The organism is Photobacterium sp. 1_MG-2023, assembly GCF_030547945.1.
In the GTDB taxonomy this organism is placed as follows: Bacteria; Pseudomonadota; Gammaproteobacteria; order Enterobacterales; family Vibrionaceae; genus Photobacterium.
In genome coordinates this window covers 41,313-60,143 of the sequence record NZ_JAUORR010000019.1, presented here as the reverse complement: position 1 = coordinate 60,143, position 18,831 = coordinate 41,313, and the positions used below count along the sequence as shown (strand labels likewise).

Below are 18,831 nucleotides of genomic sequence, written 5' to 3'. Positions count from 1 at the left end.
TGATTAACCCCCCAGGATAATGTATGAATATCATCACTAAATTAATGCGCGTGCGGCCTTTTTGGGAGATTGGTGTTGTTTTTGGTAACAACATTGACACTTAGGATCCCTAAGAACAGGTCTGACATCCAAATCATAATCAATCAAATTGACATCCAAAACCTCATTCAATAAACACAAATCAAACACACCATGATTGAATTTAACGATTTGAGAGATGACATGAAAAGCGGTATACATAGCATACATTTGTGGTTCCGCCTGCCTTTTCAACATGACATTTTTCTGGCTAAACTTCCCATCAAACTCTTGCTTATACTTTATATTTGGCAGCATTCTATTCAAAAGACATTGATAACAACTTGATTGTTCAGGAATGACTAAAGGCCCAATCCTAACATCAGATTTATCTATTGATGCGAATAATACGGGTAGCGCATTTTCAAATGAAAGCTGATTTAATTCTGAAAAATATGAAGCATCATCACTATCAGAGCACACGACAATTAAAGACGATTCTAATCTATCCGAACTCGGGTTGTTCTGAATAGAATATGCCATACGATTCAACTCATCATATACCCGGTCAAACAGATAACCTGAGCCATACAGATTAACAGCTTTCTTATTCAATGCAGTTAATTTTAAGTCATCTGGAGTATTCATCAGCTGTATCGTCTTTATATCCGCATGCAGCGCTTCTTTACTCAAGATTTTTCCCTGCTGGATGAACCCAAATGACAGCATGAATGAAAAAATTTCATGAATCACTTCATGCTGTGCTGATTGTTCCAAATCAATCAGCGTAAACCCTGGCGTGCGTATCAGATGAATCAGTTCATCAAATGCTGCATTTTGATCTTCAATCGTAAACTCATTGATATGATCAGCAATTTGTACTTTATTGTCTGATACTTTTGTAATGACAACTGAGGGGGATAGAAAATAACCGTCTGTATACATACGTCAAATGTCATTCATCTGTTCGTTAAATAAAAAATGCCTGAATAAACATAAATTTACCCAGGCATTGAATGAACCATAGCCTCAGGTTAACCCTGTGGCATGATACAAGCACAGCAGCAACGGCCTGCAGTGCCTGCTAATTTGTTCACAACATTCTTCTTACGCTCAGATGAATTGTAAATTTTCAACTTCATTGATTTCATGTTTCCTCCATACTGTACAGGTTGCACATCGAGAAACATCTTAATCAATCTTAAACGATAACAAAACAATCAATAAACAAAAACGAAACAAAATTTAAACAGGCGTGCCTTCAAGACTCATGCTGATGCGCGATATCATCAAGGCACTCACTTGTGCTAATGCTTATCCTTCTGCGTCAAAGCCCGGGTGTACTCCGCCATAAAGCCGGCCAGATTAATACTCTGCTGCAAAATTACGTTGCGGGCCGAATGAGGCAGGCGACTGAAATACTGCAATAACCGGTCGATTTCTTCTTTGTATTCACTTTCCAGAATCTCCAGCCCCTCATCCCCGTAAACAAACCAGGTGAGCGGCCGCTCTGTAATTTCTGAAATCGCTGAGAGCAAACGCACCTTGGGTTCAGTTTTTCCCGTTTCCAAATCCAGATAGGTTTGTCGTGCCACCCCCAGCTGCTGGGCCATATGAACCTGTGTCAGTCCCTTCCACTCCCGCGCTTCCTTAATCCGCGAGGCAATTTTCGATTTCGGATCTGTCATCAATACCTCCACCACCACTGCAACAGAACTGCAAATAGAACTGCAATCTAAACTGACTCTAGGCCAGCATAATTTCAGCCAACTCTGGCGTTTTTATTTTTTATTTGATTTTCAGCGCTTTAACAGCAACGCTGGATCCTGCATTGCAAAGTGCAATGCAAAACCGGAAGGGGCGCAGCGAAACGTCTGATTTCGCGAATAAAAACGTCACTTCTGTAGTCAATCATAGACGTTGAGGATCGGGGCGGAGCGGAAAACGAATTCAGGCGCCATAAATGACGCCTGATTCTTAGGGCTAAGACAAGGGTGTCTGTCTTACTCGACAGTCACCGACTTGGCCAGGTTACGCGGCTGGTCCACATCTGTGCCTTTGATCAGAGCCACATAATAAGACAGCAGCTGCAACGGCAGGGTGTAGAGGATCGGTGCGATGAATTCGTCACAGTGCGGTACGTTGAGTACCGTCATGGTGTCGTCACTGGCGAAGTGGGCATTCACATCTGCAAACACATACATCAGGCCGCCACGGGCACGTACTTCTTCCACATTCGACTTCAGTTTCTCCAACAGTTCGTTATTCGGCGCAACCACAATCACCGGCATATCCGCATCGATCAGTGCCAGTGGACCGTGCTTGAGTTCACCCGCAGCATAAGCTTCCGCGTGAATGTAAGAAATTTCTTTCAGCTTCAGCGCACCTTCCATGGCGATTGGTGATTGCTCACCCCGCCCCAGGAACAGGGCATGATGCTTATCGGCAAAATCTTCCGCCAGGGCTTCAATGTCATCAGCCATCGCCAGCGTCTGCTCAATTTTGGATGGCAGGCTTTGCAGTGCCGAAACCAGCTGAGTTTCCTGAGCCGCATCCATAGTCTGATTGCCGCGGCCAATCGCACCCACCAGCATCAGCAGACCAGCCAGCTGAACAGTAAAGGCTTTGGTCGAAGCGACCCCGATTTCTGCACCGGCTTTCATCATGTAAGCCAGATCGGATTCACGCACCAGCGACGAGCCCGGCACGTTACAGATCGTCAGGCTGGCCATGTAACCCATTTCTTTCGCCAGACGCAGGGCTGCCAGCGTATCTGCGGTTTCGCCGGACTGAGACAGTGTGACCAGCAAGCTGTTGTCGAACACATGAGACTTGCGATAGCGGAATTCAGAGGCGATTTCCACATTACAGGACACACCCGCCCACTGCTCCAGCCAGTAACGCGCCACCAGACCGGCATGGTAGCTGGTCCCGCAGGCAATGATCTGAACGTGTTTCACTTTCTGAAGCAGAGCTTCCGCACCTTCACCAAAGGCGGATGCCAGCACTTTACCGTTCTGCAAACGGCCTTCCATGGTGCGTTGCAGGGCAATCGGCTGCTCGTAAATTTCCTTCAGCATGTAATGGCGGTACTGACCCTTATCACCGGCGTCATGGGAAACTTCAGATTCTTTAATTTCGCGTTCAACGGCTTCGCCGTTTTTGTCGAAAATAGTCACTTCAAAACGCGTCACCTCAGCCACATCACCTTCTTCAAGGAATGCAAAGCGACGGGTCACCGGCAGTAGGGCCAGCTGATCAGAAGCCACAAAATGCTCATCGACCCCATAGCCGATCACCAGCGGGCTACCGGAGCGGGCGACGACAATCCGGCTCGGATCGCGACGGTCCATCACCACAGTCCCGTAAGCACCTTCCAGTTGTGTCACGGTTTTCTGAACCGCTTCCAGCAGCGTTTCAGCGCGACGCAGTTCCCAATCCACCAGGTGAGCGATCACTTCGGTATCGGTCTGCGACACAAAGGTGTAGCCCCGCTCTGTCAGTAATGCACGCAGCGGCTCATGGTTCTCGATGATGCCATTGTGCACAATCGCGATGTCGTCGCCGGACATGTGCGGGTGAGCATTGATTTCAGACGGTACACCATGGGTCGCCCACCGGGTGTGTGCAATACCGGTCCCACCAGCAATCGGACTGGCAGCCACAGCATCGGACAGCTCCTGGACTTTGCCCAGACGACGCACCCGGCTCAGCGCATTTGCTGAATCCACAACCGCGACACCGGCTGAATCATATCCCCGGTATTCCAGACGGCGCAGGCCCTCAATCAGAATGCCCGCCACATCACGCTGTGCGACAGCACCAACGATTCCACACATATCTTACTCCTGCAAACTTCAAGATTGTTATCAGTTGACGGCAGCGCAGATCACCTGCACTCCTTGTTGTTCGATTTCTGCTTTTGCGGCCGGATCCAGACCGTCATCGGTGATCAGGGTACTGATGCTCTGCCACGGCAGTTCCAGATTGGGGATCCGACGACCGACCTTGCTGGATTCCACCATCACCACCACTTCACGGGACACCTCAGCCATGACCCGGCTCAAACCAATCAGTTCGTTGAAAGTGGTGGTTCCGCGACTGATGTCGATGCCATCCGCACCGATAAACAACTGGTCAAAATCATAGGAACGCAAGACCGACTCAGCGACCTGCCCCTGAAAAGCCTCGGAGTGGGGGTCCCAGGTCCCGCCGGTCATCAATAGGGTCGGCTCATTTTCAAGCTCATTGAGGGCATTGGCGACATTGAGTGAATTCGTCATCACAATCAGACCCTGCTTGTCACCCAGCAGGCTGATCAGCGCAGCCGTCGTACTTCCGCTGTCAATGATGATGCGGTTATGGTCACGGATCCGGGCGGCAGCAGCCTGGGCAATCGCCAGCTTTCGAATCGAAACTTCCGGTTCGTGGCCTGCCGCCACAATTTCAGACGGCATCGCAATCGCACCGCCATACCGGCGCAGCAGCAACCCCGCTTTTTCAAGCGCGGCTAAGTCTTTACGGATGGTGACTTCAGAGGTGGTAAATTGTTGTGCCAGTGCATCGACACTGACTTCGCCCTGTTCATTGACCCGAGCAACAATACTGTGGCGCCGCTGCTGCGTATTTCGTTTCGACATGTAAGTTTATTTTGTAATTTAAGTTTCGAACTGAAACTAAATATAGCAAAACAAAAGAATGGAGATCAAGAAATTACCAGCAAAGTTTCACCGAGATCTGACAGGGCGGCAGGATGTAGTGATAAAAAAAGCAGCGCATCAGCGCTGCTTTTTCAGATTGAAAGAATCATTATTTTTTCTTTTCCGGCCGTTTCCAGCCTTTAATTGTCCGGGCTGGCACGCGAGTAATGACTAACTCACCTTCACCGACATCCCGGTTAATCGTGGCACCGGCACCAATGGTTGCACCCTTGCCGATTTTCACAGGCGCAATCAGTTGTGTATCCGATCCAACAAATACATCATCTTCGATTTCGGTTCGGAACTTATTGGCACCGTCGTAGTTACAGGTAATCGTACCCGCACCAATATTCACCCGAGCACCGATTTCTGCATCGCCCAGGTACGTCAGATGACTGGCTTTCGAACCCTGCCCCAGACGGGCCTGTTTCATCTCCACAAAGTTACCGACGTGAGAATCACCAACCAGCTCTGCGCCCGGACGCAGGCGGGTAAACGGCCCCACAGAGCAATCTTCACCGACGGTCGCGCCTTCAATAATGCTGTACGGGCGCACCAGACTGTTGTCGTCAATTTCACAGTCAATCAGCACAGAGCCTGCGCCAATCACAACATTGTTGCCCAGGGTTACATTGCCTTCGATCACCACATTGACGTCAATTTCAACATCCTGACCGCACTGCAGCGTCCCACGCAGATCAAAGCGCGCCGGATCACGCAGCATCACGCCTTGCTCCAGCAGCCGCTCAGCCTGCATCAACTGATAAGCCCGCTCCAAACGCGCCAACTGAACGCGGTTGTTCACACCTTCAACTTCTACCGCCATCGCCGGATGCACCGCCTGGATCTGACGGTCTTCACTGTGTGCCATGGCAATGATATCAGTCAGGTAATATTCGCCCTGTGCGTTCTCGTTCTTCAGTTGGCCAAGCCAGCGCTTCAGATCACCGCCATTGGCGACCAGCACACCGGTATTAATTTCACAGATCGCTTTCTGCGCTTCCGTCGCGTCTTTCTGCTCTACAATCGCAACAACGGCATCGTTTTCCCGCACAATCCGGCCATAGCCCGTCGGATCCTCCAGCACCACAGTCAGCAGGCCGATGCCGCCAACCGGCTGTGCATCCAGCAGCTTTTCCAGCGTTTCACCTGTAATCAGCGGTACATCCCCGTACAACACCAAGACCTGCTCATCATCCGCAAAATGAGGGGCAGCCTGATTGACGGCATGGCCCGTCCCCAGTTGCTCGGCCTGAAGGACCCAATTCACAGGCTCTTCTGCCAGGCGAGCCTGCATGACATCGCCGCCATGCCCGTAGACCAGATGGAGGTTAGCCGCCCCTGCATCACTGCAGGTATCAATGACATGTTTCACCATTGGCTTGCCTGCCAGTGTATGGAGTACTTTCGGCAGGGCGGAATACATGCGGGTGCCTTTGCCCGCGGCCAGGATCACAGCGCTGAAGCTCATGAATCAGTGTCCCTTCTAATGAATGTCGGAAAGAGTTTGGAGCATTGTATCGGCTCACTGCGACGGATATAAGCCTTTGCCGCATATTATTGACACAATGCATACAGGCAGGCGCGCGCTTTGTGAGCTTATCCGGGTCTTTCTTCGATTTTCCTGAATCGCAGCCATAAAAAAAGCGACCCGATGGGTCGCTTTTTGCTCAGATGCCTGATTAACGCTTCCGCTTGGTCAGCTCGATGACTCGAAGCTGCGCGATTGCTTTAGCCAGATCACTGGCCGCTTGCGCGAAGTCGATGTCGCCGTGCTGATTGTGGATACGCTCCTCAGCCTGACGTTTCGCTTCTTCAGCCTTGGCTGCGTCCAGATCAACGCCACGGATTGCTGTATCCGCCAGGACAGTCACTGCCCCAGGCTGAACTTCCAGCATACCGCCGGAGAGGTAGATAACTTCTTCCTCACCGTTTTGTTTAACGATCCGGACCATTCCTGGCGTGATAGCGGTCAGCAGCGGGGTGTGACCTGCGTGAATACCCAGTTCACCTTCGCTACCGGTCACCTGGATATTTTCAGCACGACCAGAGAACAAACGTTTCTCTGCGCTTACTACGTCCAGATGGAAGGTTATCGCTGCCATGTCGCCTCCTGTTCAGCTTACAGCTTCTTCGCGTTTTCCAGTGCGTCTTCGATCGCGCCGCAGTACATGAATGCCTGCTCTGGAATGTCGTCGTATTCGCCGGCCAGCAGGCCTTTGAAGCTGCGCAGAGTATCTTTCAGAGGAACATAGATACCCGGGTCGCCAGTAAATACCTGTGCTACGTGGTAAGGCTGAGTCAGGAAACGCTCAATCTTACGTGCACGGGCAACCGCTTGCTTGTCATCTTCAGACAACTCGTCCATACCCAGGATAGCGATGATGTCTTTCAGCTCTTTGTAACGCTGCAGGGTGCTTTGAACACCACGCGCGATTTCATAGTGCTCCTGACCAACCACCAGCGGATCCAGCATACGAGATGTAGAATCCAGTGGGTCGATCGCTGGGTACAGACCCAGAGAAGCAATCTGACGAGACAGTACAACAGTCGCATCCAAGTGGGCAAACGTGGTCGCCGGAGATGGGTCAGTCAAGTCATCCGCAGGAACGTAAACGGCCTGTACGGAAGTGATAGAACCGGTCTTCGTCGAGGTGATACGCTCCTGAAGCACACCCATCTCTTCTGCCAGTGTCGGCTGATAACCTACAGCAGAAGGCATACGACCCAGTAGTGCAGATACTTCTGTACCGGCCAGGGTGTAACGATAGATGTTATCGATGAACAGCAGTACGTCACGGCCTTCATCACGGAACTTCTCAGCCATCGTCAGGCCAGTCAGAGCAACACGCAGACGGTTACCCGGTGGCTCGTTCATCTGACCGTAAACCATTGCTACTTTTGATTCTTCAGGTTTTTCCAGGTTGACAACCCCGGCTTCCTGCATCTCGTAGTAGAAGTCGTTACCCTCACGCGTCCGCTCACCAACACCGGCGAAAACAGACAGACCTGAGTGTTTCAGGGCGATGTTGTTGATCAGTTCCATCATGTTGACGGTCTTACCAACACCCGCACCACCGAACAGACCGATTTTACCACCCTTCGCGAATGGGCAAACCAGGTCAATCACTTTTACGCCGGTTTCCAGCAGTTCAACTGCGTTGGACTGATCTTCGTAGCTTGGTGCTGCACGGTGAATTGAGTAACGCTCTTGTTCACCGATCTCACCACACTCGTCAATTGGCTGACCCAGAACGTTCATGATACGTCCCAGAGTCGCTGTACCGACTGGTACTTCAATTGGTCGACCTGTGTTTTCAACAGTCAGACCACGACGCAGGCCATCAGAACTACCCATAGCGATACCACGAACTACGCCACCGCCCAGCTGCTGCTGAACTTCCAGTACCAAGGTACCTTTTTCTTTGGCATCAACGTGCAGGGCATCATATACCTGGGGTACAGAATCCTGTGGAAACTCTACGTCGACTACCGCACCGATGATCTGTACGATCTTACCTGTAGCCATCGTTAATCCTCTAAACTTATTAATTCTTTGCCTTAAACAGCGGAGGCACCAGAAACGATTTCCGACAGCTCTTGTGTGATCGCAGCCTGACGGGCTTTGTTGTACACAAGTTGCAGTTCGTCAATCAAGTTACCTGCATTATCTGTTGCTGCTTTCATCGCAACCATTCGGGCCGCTTGCTCACAGGCAAGGTTCTCGACCACACCCTGATAGACCTGAGATTCGACATAGCGAACCAGCAGGGTATCCAGCAGAGGTTTTGGCTCAGGCTCATAAATGTAGTCCCAAGCGTGGTTGCGTTTCATTTCTTCGTCTTCTGACTTAGGCAAAGGCAGCAATTGATCGATCACTGGCGCTTGTACCATGGTGTTCACAAACTTGTTGTACACCAGATACAGACGATCCAGTTGGCCTTCATCATATTTCTTCAGCATCACACCCACAGTACCGATCAGCTCATCGACAGAAGGCTTGTCACCCAGACCTGTCACCTGAGCCGCAACACGGCCACCGTAGTTGTTAAAGAAAGCTGTCGCTTTCGCCCCAATCAGGGCCAGCTCAACCTCAGCGCCTTTATCTGACCAGGACTTCATGCCGTTGATGGCTTGTTTGAACATGTTGACGTTCAAGCCACCACACAGACCACGGTCAGTTGAAACAATGATGTAACCTACGCGCTTGGCCTCACGCTCCTCAAGATAAGGATGCTTATACTCGAGGCTACCAAGGGCGATATGACCGATCACTTTGCGCATTGTTTGTGCGTATGGGCGTGATGATTCCATCGCGTCTTGCGATTTACGCATTTTAGACGCAGCAACCATCTCCATCGCTTTGGTGATCTTCTGAGTGTTCTTCACACTGCCGATCTTGTTACGTATCTCTTTTGCGCCGGCCATCGTTACTCTCCTTGAGCTGGTGATCGCTTGCGATCACCAACCAATTACCAAGTCTGGGTCGCTTTGAAATCTTCAACCAGTTTCACGAACTGGGCTTCAACTTCGTTGTTCCACGCACCCGTTTCATCAATCTGAGCAACCAGCTCAGCGAATTGACTCTTGGCGTAAGACAGTAACGCAGCTTCGAAATCTGCCAGCTTATTCAGCTCAACATCTTTCAGGTAACCTTTCTCAGCAGAGAAAATCACCAGCGCCTGCTCAAATACAGACATTGGCGAGTACTGCTTCTGCTTCATCAGCTCGGTTACTTTCTGGCCGTGGTCCAGCTGACGCTTAGTGGCGTCATCCAGGTCAGAAGAGAACTGTGCGAATGCAGCCAGTTCACGATACTGAGCCAGTGCGGTACGGATACCACCAGACAGTTTCTTGATGATCTTGGTCTGCGCAGCACCACCAACACGGGATACCGAGATACCTGGGTCAACCGCAGGACGGATACCGGCGTTGAACAGCTCAGTTTGCAGGAAGATCTGGCCATCGGTGATCGAAATCACGTTGGTCGGTACGAACGCAGAAACGTCGCCCGCCTGAGTTTCGATGATTGGCAGTGCGGTCAGAGAACCGGTTTTGCCTTTCACTTCACCGTTGGTGAACTTTTCGACGTACTCTTCGCTTACGCGAGCCGCACGCTCCAGCAGACGGGAGTGGAGGTAGAAAACGTCACCAGGGAAAGCTTCACGACCTGGTGGACGACGCAGCAGCAGAGAGATCTGACGGTAAGCAACAGCCTGCTTAGACAGGTCATCGTATACGATCAGTGCATCTTCACCGCGGTCACGGAAGTATTCACCCATGGCACAACCAGCATAAGGTGCCAGGTATTGCAGCGCCGCCGCTTCAGAAGCAGATGCCACAACAACGATGGTGTTTTTCAGTGCGCCGTGCTCTTCCAGCTTACGAACCACGTTTGCAATGGTTGAAGCTTTCTGGCCAATCGCGACATAGATAGAGTAGATACCAGAGTTCTTCTGGTTGATGATGGCATCGATCGCCAGTGCGGTTTTACCGATCTGACGGTCACCGATGATCAGCTCACGCTGGCCACGGCCGATTGGAATCATCGAGTCAACCGCTTTGTAACCAGTCTGTACAGGCTGATCAACAGATTTACGGTCGATAACACCCGGTGCGATCACTTCTACAGGTGAGGTGATGTCGCTCTCGATTGGGCCTTTACCATCAATTGGCTCACCCAGGGTGTTGACAACACGACCCAGCAGAGCAGGGCCGACTGGAACTTCCAGGATACGACCGGTTGCGGTCACTTTCATGCCTTCCTGCAGGTCAGCATATGGGCCCATCACAACTGCACCAACCGAGTCACGCTCAAGGTTCAGTGCCAGTGCGTAACGGCCGCCTGGTAGTTCAATCATTTCACCTTGCATGACATCTGCAAGGCCGTGGATACGAATGATACCATCGCTGACAGAAACGATCGTACCTTCGTTACGCGCTTCACTTGCAACGCTGAATTTCTCAATTCGCTGCTTGATCAGTTCGCTAATTTCCGTGGAATTAAGTTGCATGCTCCAATTCCCCAAATCAAGACTGCAACGTATCGTTCAGACGGGCGAGTTTGCCGCGCACTGATTGATCGATGACTAAGTCTCCGGCTCTAATTACAACCCCGGCAATCAGGGTCTCGTCTACACTGCAGTTCAGCTTAACCTTACGCGCCAGACGCTCTTCCAGCTTCTTGCTGATCGCACTCAATTGACCCTCGTCCAACGCAACCGCAGAGGTCACAGTGGCATCGATGGTTTTTTCCAGTTCGTCTTTCAGGAACAGGAACTGAGTACAGACAGCAGGAAGTGCTTTCAGACGTCCGTTTTCAGCCATCACCTTAATCAGGTTCTGGCCGGCTTCGTTGAGTTGCTCGCCGCAGACGGAAATAAATACTTCCACCAGCTTGTCGGCCGCATAACCCCCATCCAGGATATCCTGAATGGTGTCATTGTTTGCGACTTCCGCAGCAAAGGTGAGCATTTCAGACCACTGGGTCAACTCACCTTTCTCAACCGCATAATCAAAGGCTGCTTTAGCGTAGGGGCGTGCGATAGTAGTCAGTTCAGACATGTTGCTTGCCCCTTCTATTACAGATCTGCAGTGACTTTGTTAAGAAGATCAGCATGAGCGTCTTTATCAATAGAACGCTCGATGATTTTCTCAGCACCAATCACAGCCAGAGTTGCAACTTGTTTGCGTAGTTCATCGCGCGCGCGATTTCGTTCTGCATCAATTTCAGCACGACCTTGAGTCAGAATTTTTTCACGCTCAGCCGTCGCTTCCGCTTTGGCCTCTTCGATGATTTGAGCTTTGCGCTTATTGGCTTGCTCAATCAGTTCAGTTGCAGTGCGTTTTGCTTCTTTCAGTTGATCAGAAGCATTTGCCTGCGCCAGGTTCAGATCTTTGGCAGCGCGATCCGCTGCTGCCAAACCGTCAGCAATTTTTTTCTGACGCTCTTCAATCGCTGCCATGATCGGTGGCCACACATATTTCATGCAGAAGACCACGAACAGGAAAAACGCGATAGCCTGACCCAGCAATGTTGCATTCATATTCACAACGGCATCTCCTTAAACAGGGTTGCTATGGGTCCGTTTACGTCCGTTGATTAACCAGCCAGTTGTCCAACGAATGGGTTTGCGAATGTGAATAGCAGAGCGATAACGATACCGATCATTGGAACCGCATCCAGCAGACCTGCGATGATGAACATCTTAACTTGCAGCATTGGCGCCATTTCTGGTTGACGAGCTGCGCCTTCCAGGAACTTACCACCCAGCAGGGCGAAACCAATCGCAGTACCCAGGGCAGCAAGACCTACAATGATGCCCACGGCAATTGCAGAAAAGCTTAGTAAAGTTTCCATCACTATCTCCAGTTTATTGTTGTCGGCCTAAACGCCAGTAAAGAAAAATTTAAAAATTGTTTACGTCTTAATGATTGTCTTCGTGTGCCTGAGACAGGTACACAATTGTCAGCATCATAAAGACGAAAGATTGAATCGTAATGACCAGGATGTGGAAAATTGCCCACGGAACCGAGCCCAGCCATTGAGCCCACCACGGCATCAGTGCCGCGATAAGGATAAACACCACCTCACCGGCGAACATGTTACCGAACAGACGCATACCCAGAGAAATAGGCTTCGCCAGCAGCGAAACTACTTCCAGTAGCAGGTTGAACGGAATCATGACCGGGTGATTGAACGGGTGTAATGCCAGTTCTTTGGCAAAACCGCCCAGGCCTTTGATCTTGATGCTGTAATAGATCATCAATGCAAAGACACCCAGCGCCATTGCCATGGTGATGTTAACATCAGCTGATGGTACGACCTTCAGATAAGGAATACCCAACCAATGCTCTGCCGGATAAGGAAGAAAGTCGATTGGAACCAAGTCCATGACGTTCATCAGGAAAATCCAACAGAAGATCGTCAGAGCTAGCGGAGCTATCAGCGGGTTGCGGCCATGAAAGGTTTCTTTGACACTGTTGTCAACGAATTCCACCATGATTTCCACAAAACACTGTAGCTTACCCGGCACCCCTGAGGTTGCCTGCTTCGCTGCAAGACGGAACAATCCCAAAAAGATTGCACCAGTCAACACAGAAAAGAACAGACTGTCGATGTGTACCGCCCAGAAACTTCCTTCCGCCACCAGGCCCAGCTTATCGGTTGATAAGTTAGTCAGGTGGTGAGTGATGTAACTGGATGGAGTAAGCGCTTCACCTGGCGCAGCCATAACTCATCCTATTTGTTGTTGTTAATGAATAAAACCGGCGCACAGATATTAATACCCAGAGCCAGCAAATAGGTCAGTTTGAGGGGAACAAGTTCCACCTCGACATACAAGTAGACAAGGGAAAACAAGATGACTGTAATGAGGATTTTCAGCACTTCTCCACTGTAGATGGACGCCATCACCAGACGGGCCTTACTCGCCCCGCCATAAAGAAAAGCGCACACAGAAAAAGCGGCGTTAGCAATCACAAAAATGCCACCACCGATCAGTGCAGAGATTCCCCAGTCAACATTGACAGCAAACACTGCCATGATTGCCGTTGTCAAAACGACGCCAGATTGTAATAACAACAACCGCTTCGCCAATTGGCGTCCCGGTCTGACCAGCGCCGAAACCATGTATTCATTCCTCGAGTCCGTTCCACTACACATACGTCGTGCTGGGAAAACTGCGAAAATTATACGGGTCAATAAATTGAATGCAATCTAATCACAGCAAAAAAACAGTTAGATTTTATAACACATTATCCCGATCACGCGGTGGTTACTTTTACGGCAAAAATAGTACGAAACTCGTCACACTTCCGAACTGAACATTGCCAGTAGTTGCTCTAACTTCTGCGGTTCGTCAAAATTTATAATAATTTTTCCTTTACCGTTCTTGCTTTGATTTATCGCAACCTGAGTGCCGAAATGCTCACTCAGACGGTTTTCAATCGCTTCAACTTTGGGATCAACAGGGGCAGGGGCCACTTCTGGGGCCGGGGCAAGCATTTTTTTCACCAAACGCTCGGTATCCCGGACCGTCAGAGATTTAGCCACGACGGTGTGGGCCGCTTCCAGTTGCTGTTCAGCAACCAGAGACAGCAAAGCACGGGCGTGACCCATTTCCAGCTGACGCTGGGCCAGCAACCGTTTGACCTGAGGTTCCAACTGATTCAGACGAAGCAGGTTGGATACCGCAGCACGGGACTTGCCGACAGCTTCGGCAATTTGCTGATGGGTGAGGGAGAATTCATTCTGCAATCGCTCCAGCGCCTGAGCTTCCTCAATGGCATTGAGGTCTTCACGCTGGATGTTTTCAATCAGAGCAATCGCCACGGTGGCGCGGTCGTCCACGTTTTTCACCAGACAGGGAACAACTTGCAGTCCTGCCTGACGCGATGCCCGCCAGCGACGTTCGCCGGCAATGATTTCATACTGTTGCGGTGCGAGCTGGCGAACCACGATCGGTTGGATCACCCCTTGCGCACGGATGGAGTCAGTTAATTCAGCCAGCGCTTCGTCCGACATATCCTGACGAGGCTGGTACTGACCCGGTTGCAGCTGACTGACCGGCAAATCGCGCAATGCGCCTTCGGCCGGTACCGTTTCTTCCTTGCTGACGGCCTCTGCGGCCTGTTGTCGTTCACGAGCCACCGAACTGGTGGCCAGCAGTGCATCAAGGCCTTTTCCCAGGCCTCGTTTATTCATGGTCATGTTTGCTTATGCCTCTACCTGAGCAGATTCACCCGCAGTTTCCTCACGACGAATCATCTCTCCGGCCAGGGCCAGGTAAGCCTTGGCACCACTGGAGGTTTTATCGTAGTACATCGCCGGACAGCCGTGACTCGGCGCCTCAGCCAGACGGACATTGCGTGGGATCACGGTGCGGTAAACCTTGTCGCCAAAATGCTTCTTCAACTGCTGGGACACTTCGTTCGCCAGCCGATTGCGTGGATCATACATGGTGCGAAGCAAGCCTTCTATCCTCAGATCAGGATTCACCACGGCGGCCAGTTTACTGATGGTATCCATCAGCGCCGTCAGGCCTTCCAGTGCAAAGTATTCACACTGCATCGGCACCAGTACGGAATCGGCGGCAGTCATGGCATTGATCGTCAGCAGGTTCAGCGACGGCGGGCAATCGATAAAGATGAAATCATAAGATTCTCTGACCGATGCCAGAGCCGTGCGCAGCCGGACTTCGCGGGCAAACACTTCCATGAGTTTAATTTCGGCAGCAGTCACGTCTCCGTTCGCTGCCACCAGATGGTAACCACCGGCATTTTCAGTGATCACCACCTCGGAGAATGGGGTTTCTTCGACCAGAAGCTCATAGGCCGTGGCATCAACCTGGTATTTGTCCACACCGCTGGCCATGGTGGCATTGCCCTGAGGATCCAGATCAACCACCAGCACCTTGCGCTGCGTTGCGGCCAGTGAGGCAGCCAAATTGACACAGGTCGTGGTTTTACCCACGCCACCTTTTTGGTTGGCAACAGCTATGACTTTTCCCACGAATCACCCTCGTTCATTCATTCCTTTGCCGTCAAGAGTACTAAATGACGCGCCCCCGCCAATTCGGGGACATGCAAAGATTTGACCTCACTCACAGAACACCAGGATGGTAGCTCAGCAAGCTCCTCTTCCGCAACCTGACCTTTGAGCGCCATAAAATAGCCCCCTTGGATAGGCAGGTGACGGCACCAGTGCACCATGTCAGACATCGACGCAAACGCCCGGCTCAGAACGGCATCAAAGCCCTGTTCCGGTTGAAATTCTTCCACCCGGCTCTGGACCGGTGTGACATTGTCGATGTTGAGTTCATGAAGCACCTGGCGGATAAATCGGATCCGCTTCCCCAGACTGTCCAGCAATGTGAACTGCTTGTCCGGATGCATGATGGCCAGCGGGATGCCAGGCAGACCAGGGCCGGTCCCGACATCAATAAAGCGTGTGCCCGATGCCAGATAAGGACTGACCACCAGGCTATCCATAATATGCTTCACCAGCATTTCACTGGGATCACGCACAGACGTCAGATTATACGCTTTGTTCCACTTGTGTAGCAGACTAACGTAGCCCACCAGTTGCTCAAGTTGCTGTTCTGTGACCTTGAGTTCAGTTTTTGCAATCAGCTGCGTCAGACGTGCTTTCACGCGGCCACCTCCGGGTCACCTTTTTTCAGCAAACCTTGCTTTTTCAGGTAAACCAGCAACAGTGAAATCGCCGCCGGCGTTACACCGGAAATCCGGGACGCCATACCAATGGTGGCCGGGCGCGCTTCCGTCAGCTTGGCCACTACTTCATTAGACAATCCTTTCACCAGGCTGTAATCCAGATCGGCTGGCAGTTTGCTCTGCTCATGACGCAGGGATTTTTCCACCTCTTCTTTCTGGCGGTCGATATAGCCCTGGTATTTAACCTGAATTTCGACCTGCTCGCTGGCCTGCACATCCTCATGGGCCGGACCAAACGATGTCTGTGCCGTCAGTTGCGTATAGGTTACTTCCGGTCGGCGCAGCAGATCTTCACCGTTGGCTTCACGCACCAGCGGAGTTTTCAAAATGTCATTGATCGATGCCGCATCTTCGGAAGTCGGGTGGATCCAAATCGACTTCAGACGCTGACGTTCTTGTTCAATATGCGCCATCTTGGTATTGAAACGCGCCCAGCGCGCATCATCTACCAGACCGAACTGACGGCCGATTTCTGTCAGACGGATATCCGCGTTGTCTTCCCGCAGCAGCAAACGATATTCAGCACGCGAGGTAAACATACGATACGGTTCTTTGGTGCCCATGGTTGACAGGTCGTCAATCAGCACGCCCAGATATGCCTGATCACGACGCGGGCTCCAGCCATCTTTGTCCTGAGACTGCAGCGCGGCATTCATCCCGGCCAATAGCCCCTGAGCGGCCGCTTCTTCGTAGCCTGTGGTGCCGTTGATCTGTCCGGCGAAGAACAGACCGGCAATAAATTTGGTTTCCAGCGTTGGTTTCAGATCACGCGGGTCGAAGAAATCATATTCAATCGCGTAACCCGGACGAATGATGCTGGCATTTTCAAAGCCTTTCATCGAACGGACGATCTGCATCTGCACGTCAAACGGCAAACTGGTGGAAATTCCGTTCGGATACAGCTCATGGGTCGTCAGGCCTTCCGGCTCAATGAAGATCTGGTGGCTGTTTTTATCCGCAAAGCGCATGACCTTGTCTTCAATCGACGGACAATAACGTGGACCAATCCCTTCGATCACACCCGAGTACATCGGGCTGCGATCCAGATTATTGCGGATCACATCGTGCGTCTGCTCATTGGTATGGGTGATAAAACAAGGGATCTGACGCGGATGATCCGAGGGTTTGCCCATAAACGAAAAGACAGGCGTCGGGTTATCACCGTGTTGCGCTTCGAGCTGACTGAAATCAACCGTGCGGGCATCAATACGTGGTGGCGTACCGGTTTTCAGGCGATCCACCCGAAACGGCAGCGCACGCAGACGATCCGCCAGCGCGATCGAGGGTGGATCCCCGGCGCGACCGCCGTTGTAATTTTCCAGACCAATATGGATCTTGCCGCCCAGGAAAGTCCCCACCGTCAGAACCACAGCACGGGCACGGAATTTCAGTCCCATTTCAGTGATCACACCCACAGCACGATCCTGCTCGACGATCAGATCGTTGACCGCCTGCTGGAACAGCATCAGATTGGGTTGATTTTCCAGCGTTTCACGGACGGCGGCTTTATACAGCGCACGGTCAGCCTGAGCACGGGTGGCGCGTACGGCCGGACCTTTGGAAGAGTTCAGGGTCCGGAATTGGATCCCGCCTTTATCGATGGCGGTTGCCATGACACCACCCAAGGCATCCACTTCTTTTACCAGGTGGCCTTTACCGATCCCGCCGATTGCCGGGTTACAGGACATCTGACCCAGCGTATCAATATTATGGGTCAACAGCAGGGTTTTCTGACCCATCCGAGCTGCTGCCAGTGCGGCTTCCGTTCCGGCATGACCGCCACCGACGACGATGACATCAAAATTTTCCTGGTAAAACATGAAACTACCTCAGGTGATCAATTAGCCAGTCAATTTGCAAGAAGCAAAGGGGGGATATTCTACCTTGTTTCAGAGCAAGAAAGAATCACCCTGATTCGATCAAATGATCCGGGGATGAGATCCTAAATATATATAAGATCTTTTAAAGAAGATCTTTTATTGGATCTACTATTAGGATCCCCCGATCGTGTGGATAAGTGGTTTTTGATCCGAATGATCATGCGTTTAGGGAGGATCACTTCTTGTGAGGTGTCCGGGATCTTCATAAGGAAAGGCTGGGATCTAAATGCCTTGTTATACACAGGGCCAACAAGGCGATCAAGTTGTTCATTGGATAACAAAGGGTTGATCACCGTTTAGATCAATAGTTATCCACAAGAGAAAAGTGAAAAAAAGCGGAAATGGGAGTAATTTCCGCTCTGAATTTGCCTTAGCTCAGGAATGGCAGCCACGTTTCAAGCCACATTTCCGCTGGATCCTCTGGAACGGGATCGCGTTGCACATCAATTTCCAGTCGTTCGCCCAATCGATGAGCGCCGCAGTCTTGTAGCAACTGATCAAGATCTTTTCCAGCCTGGCAGAACGTGTCGTAGCTGCTGTCGCCAATGGCAATTACGCCGTATTTCAGCTGTTGTAGGGATGGCTGTTCCTCTCGGAGCTGTATTACGAAAGGCTGAATATTATCCGGAAACTCACCGGCGCCGTGAGTTGAGCAGATCAGCAGCCAGATGCCATCCGGGTCCAGCGCGGACAGGTCGGCCTGGTTCACAATGTCTGTCTGGTGTCCGGCTTCGCTCAGCATATCGGCCAGATGATCGGCAACATACTCGGCCCCGCCGAGGGTACTGCCAGTGATCAGGGTAATGGTGGCCATTGCATCCTCTTTGTCAAAATAGTCTGTGTTGAGCGGATTGTACCCGCAATCGATCTGAATAAAACCCCCGGAATATTGTGCTTTCTGTACGATGGTAGCGAGGGGGGACAGGCTGGCCGTTTTGCTTGACACGCCAATGAAACTTCCCGGTGGATAGATGTTCATCTTCCTGAGTATGGATAGC

Annotated in this window: 19 protein-coding genes; all 19 read right to left on the bottom strand. The window is 51.2% G+C overall.

Translation table 11 applies throughout. From position 1 onward, the window contains the following. Positions 1-36: 36 nt before the first annotated feature. Positions 37-963, bottom strand: coding sequence for a TOMM precursor leader peptide-binding protein (locus tag Q4579_RS15960; protein ID WP_303565559.1), 927 nt, complete (start codon positions 961-963; stop codon positions 37-39). A 362-nt stretch (positions 964-1,325) separates the two neighbouring features. After that, complete coding sequence (locus tag Q4579_RS15955; protein WP_211646712.1) at positions 1,326-1,706, bottom strand: helix-turn-helix transcriptional regulator; 381 nt, start codon at positions 1,704-1,706, stop codon at positions 1,326-1,328. A 315-nt stretch (positions 1,707-2,021) separates the two neighbouring features. Continuing rightward, positions 2,022-3,857: a glutamine--fructose-6-phosphate transaminase (isomerizing) gene (gene glmS, locus Q4579_RS15950; protein ID WP_303565558.1), complete on the bottom strand. Its 1,836-nt coding sequence runs from the start codon at positions 3,855-3,857 to the stop codon at positions 2,022-2,024. A gap of 30 nt (positions 3,858-3,887) precedes the next feature. Next, on the bottom strand, positions 3,888-4,658 hold the full coding sequence (locus Q4579_RS15945; protein ID WP_303565557.1) for a DeoR/GlpR family DNA-binding transcription regulator: 771 nt from the start codon (positions 4,656-4,658) through the stop codon (positions 3,888-3,890). Between the two features lie 169 nt (positions 4,659-4,827). After that, positions 4,828-6,189, bottom strand: a complete 1,362-nt coding sequence (gene glmU, locus Q4579_RS15940; RefSeq protein ID WP_303565555.1) for a bifunctional UDP-N-acetylglucosamine diphosphorylase/glucosamine-1-phosphate N-acetyltransferase GlmU — start codon at positions 6,187-6,189, stop codon at positions 4,828-4,830. A gap of 211 nt (positions 6,190-6,400) precedes the next feature. Continuing rightward, positions 6,401-6,823 carry a F0F1 ATP synthase subunit epsilon gene (locus Q4579_RS15935; protein WP_211646701.1) on the bottom strand — a complete coding sequence of 141 codons (423 nt, stop codon included), beginning with the start codon at positions 6,821-6,823 and terminating at the stop codon, positions 6,401-6,403. 17 nt (positions 6,824-6,840) lie between these two features. Further along, positions 6,841-8,247, bottom strand: coding sequence for a F0F1 ATP synthase subunit beta (atpD, locus tag Q4579_RS15930; RefSeq protein WP_211646700.1), 1,407 nt, complete (start codon positions 8,245-8,247; stop codon positions 6,841-6,843). Between the two features lie 32 nt (positions 8,248-8,279). Then, on the bottom strand, positions 8,280-9,146 hold the full coding sequence (gene atpG, locus Q4579_RS15925) for a F0F1 ATP synthase subunit gamma (protein WP_303565553.1): 867 nt from the start codon (positions 9,144-9,146) through the stop codon (positions 8,280-8,282). A gap of 44 nt (positions 9,147-9,190) precedes the next feature. Continuing rightward, positions 9,191-10,732, bottom strand: a complete 1,542-nt coding sequence (gene atpA, locus Q4579_RS15920; RefSeq protein ID WP_211646698.1) for a F0F1 ATP synthase subunit alpha — start codon at positions 10,730-10,732, stop codon at positions 9,191-9,193. A 16-nt stretch (positions 10,733-10,748) separates the two neighbouring features. Continuing rightward, the gene (gene atpH / locus Q4579_RS15915; RefSeq protein WP_211646697.1) at positions 10,749-11,282 is read right to left on the bottom strand and encodes a F0F1 ATP synthase subunit delta; all 534 of its coding nucleotides are present in this window, start codon (positions 11,280-11,282) and stop codon (positions 10,749-10,751) included. A gap of 17 nt (positions 11,283-11,299) precedes the next feature. Then, on the bottom strand, positions 11,300-11,770 hold the full coding sequence (gene atpF / locus Q4579_RS15910; protein ID WP_303565552.1) for a F0F1 ATP synthase subunit B: 471 nt from the start codon (positions 11,768-11,770) through the stop codon (positions 11,300-11,302). Between the two features lie 50 nt (positions 11,771-11,820). Beyond that, positions 11,821-12,078: a F0F1 ATP synthase subunit C gene (gene atpE / locus Q4579_RS15905; protein ID WP_005302247.1), complete on the bottom strand. Its 258-nt coding sequence runs from the start codon at positions 12,076-12,078 to the stop codon at positions 11,821-11,823. A 67-nt stretch (positions 12,079-12,145) separates the two neighbouring features. After that, positions 12,146-12,952, bottom strand: a complete 807-nt coding sequence (gene atpB, locus Q4579_RS15900; RefSeq protein WP_211646695.1) for a F0F1 ATP synthase subunit A — start codon at positions 12,950-12,952, stop codon at positions 12,146-12,148. 8 nt (positions 12,953-12,960) lie between these two features. Further along, positions 12,961-13,350 (bottom strand): F0F1 ATP synthase subunit I, encoded by a 390-nt coding sequence (locus tag Q4579_RS15895; RefSeq protein WP_211646694.1) that lies wholly within the window; start codon positions 13,348-13,350, stop codon positions 12,961-12,963. A 177-nt stretch (positions 13,351-13,527) separates the two neighbouring features. Beyond that, the gene (locus tag Q4579_RS15890) at positions 13,528-14,430 is read right to left on the bottom strand and encodes a ParB/RepB/Spo0J family partition protein (protein WP_211646693.1); all 903 of its coding nucleotides are present in this window, start codon (positions 14,428-14,430) and stop codon (positions 13,528-13,530) included. A 6-nt stretch (positions 14,431-14,436) separates the two neighbouring features. Next, positions 14,437-15,231 (bottom strand): ParA family protein, encoded by a 795-nt coding sequence (locus tag Q4579_RS15885; protein WP_303565551.1) that lies wholly within the window; start codon positions 15,229-15,231, stop codon positions 14,437-14,439. A 17-nt stretch (positions 15,232-15,248) separates the two neighbouring features. After that, the gene (gene rsmG, locus Q4579_RS15880) at positions 15,249-15,872 is read right to left on the bottom strand and encodes a 16S rRNA (guanine(527)-N(7))-methyltransferase RsmG (protein ID WP_303565549.1); all 624 of its coding nucleotides are present in this window, start codon (positions 15,870-15,872) and stop codon (positions 15,249-15,251) included. Continuing rightward, positions 15,869-17,773, bottom strand: coding sequence for a tRNA uridine-5-carboxymethylaminomethyl(34) synthesis enzyme MnmG (gene mnmG / locus Q4579_RS15875; RefSeq protein WP_303565547.1), 1,905 nt, complete (start codon positions 17,771-17,773; stop codon positions 15,869-15,871). The genes rsmG and mnmG overlap by 4 nt, the downstream gene beginning before the upstream one ends. A 430-nt stretch (positions 17,774-18,203) precedes the next feature. Then, entirely contained in the window at positions 18,204-18,647 is a 444-nt protein-coding gene (gene mioC / locus Q4579_RS15870) for an FMN-binding protein MioC (protein ID WP_303565602.1), read from the bottom strand. Positions 18,648-18,831 lie beyond the last annotated feature (184 nt).

What these genes read in the sequence shown, in the direction of transcription:
- mnmG (WP_303565547.1), bottom strand. Translation starts at nt 17,773, where the DNA reads ATGTTTTACCAGGAAAATTTTGATGTCATCGTCGTCGGTGGCGGTCAT.
- mioC (WP_303565602.1), bottom strand. Translation starts at nt 18,647, where the DNA reads ATGGCCACCATTACCCTGATCACTGGCAGTACCCTCGGCGGGGCCGAG.
- atpE (WP_005302247.1), bottom strand. Translation starts at nt 12,078, where the DNA reads ATGGAAACTTTACTAAGCTTTTCTGCAATTGCCGTGGGCATCATTGTA.
- Q4579_RS15895 (WP_211646694.1), bottom strand. Translation starts at nt 13,350, where the DNA reads ATGGTTTCGGCGCTGGTCAGACCGGGACGCCAATTGGCGAAGCGGTTG.
- atpD (WP_211646700.1), bottom strand. Translation starts at nt 8,247, where the DNA reads ATGGCTACAGGTAAGATCGTACAGATCATCGGTGCGGTAGTCGACGTA.
- atpA (WP_211646698.1), bottom strand. Translation starts at nt 10,732, where the DNA reads ATGCAACTTAATTCCACGGAAATTAGCGAACTGATCAAGCAGCGAATT.
- glmS (WP_303565558.1), bottom strand. Translation starts at nt 3,857, where the DNA reads ATGTGTGGAATCGTTGGTGCTGTCGCACAGCGTGATGTGGCGGGCATT.
- atpG (WP_303565553.1), bottom strand. Translation starts at nt 9,146, where the DNA reads ATGGCCGGCGCAAAAGAGATACGTAACAAGATCGGCAGTGTGAAGAAC.
- Q4579_RS15945 (WP_303565557.1), bottom strand. Translation starts at nt 4,658, where the DNA reads ATGTCGAAACGAAATACGCAGCAGCGGCGCCACAGTATTGTTGCTCGG.
- Q4579_RS15935 (WP_211646701.1), bottom strand. Translation starts at nt 6,823, where the DNA reads ATGGCAGCGATAACCTTCCATCTGGACGTAGTAAGCGCAGAGAAACGT.
- atpH (WP_211646697.1), bottom strand. Translation starts at nt 11,282, where the DNA reads ATGTCTGAACTGACTACTATCGCACGCCCCTACGCTAAAGCAGCCTTT.
- Q4579_RS15960 (WP_303565559.1), bottom strand. Translation starts at nt 963, where the DNA reads ATGTATACAGACGGTTATTTTCTATCCCCCTCAGTTGTCATTACAAAA.
- atpB (WP_211646695.1), bottom strand. Translation starts at nt 12,952, where the DNA reads ATGGCTGCGCCAGGTGAAGCGCTTACTCCATCCAGTTACATCACTCAC.
- Q4579_RS15955 (WP_211646712.1), bottom strand. Translation starts at nt 1,706, where the DNA reads ATGACAGATCCGAAATCGAAAATTGCCTCGCGGATTAAGGAAGCGCGG.
- Q4579_RS15890 (WP_211646693.1), bottom strand. Translation starts at nt 14,430, where the DNA reads ATGACCATGAATAAACGAGGCCTGGGAAAAGGCCTTGATGCACTGCTG.
- glmU (WP_303565555.1), bottom strand. Translation starts at nt 6,189, where the DNA reads ATGAGCTTCAGCGCTGTGATCCTGGCCGCGGGCAAAGGCACCCGCATG.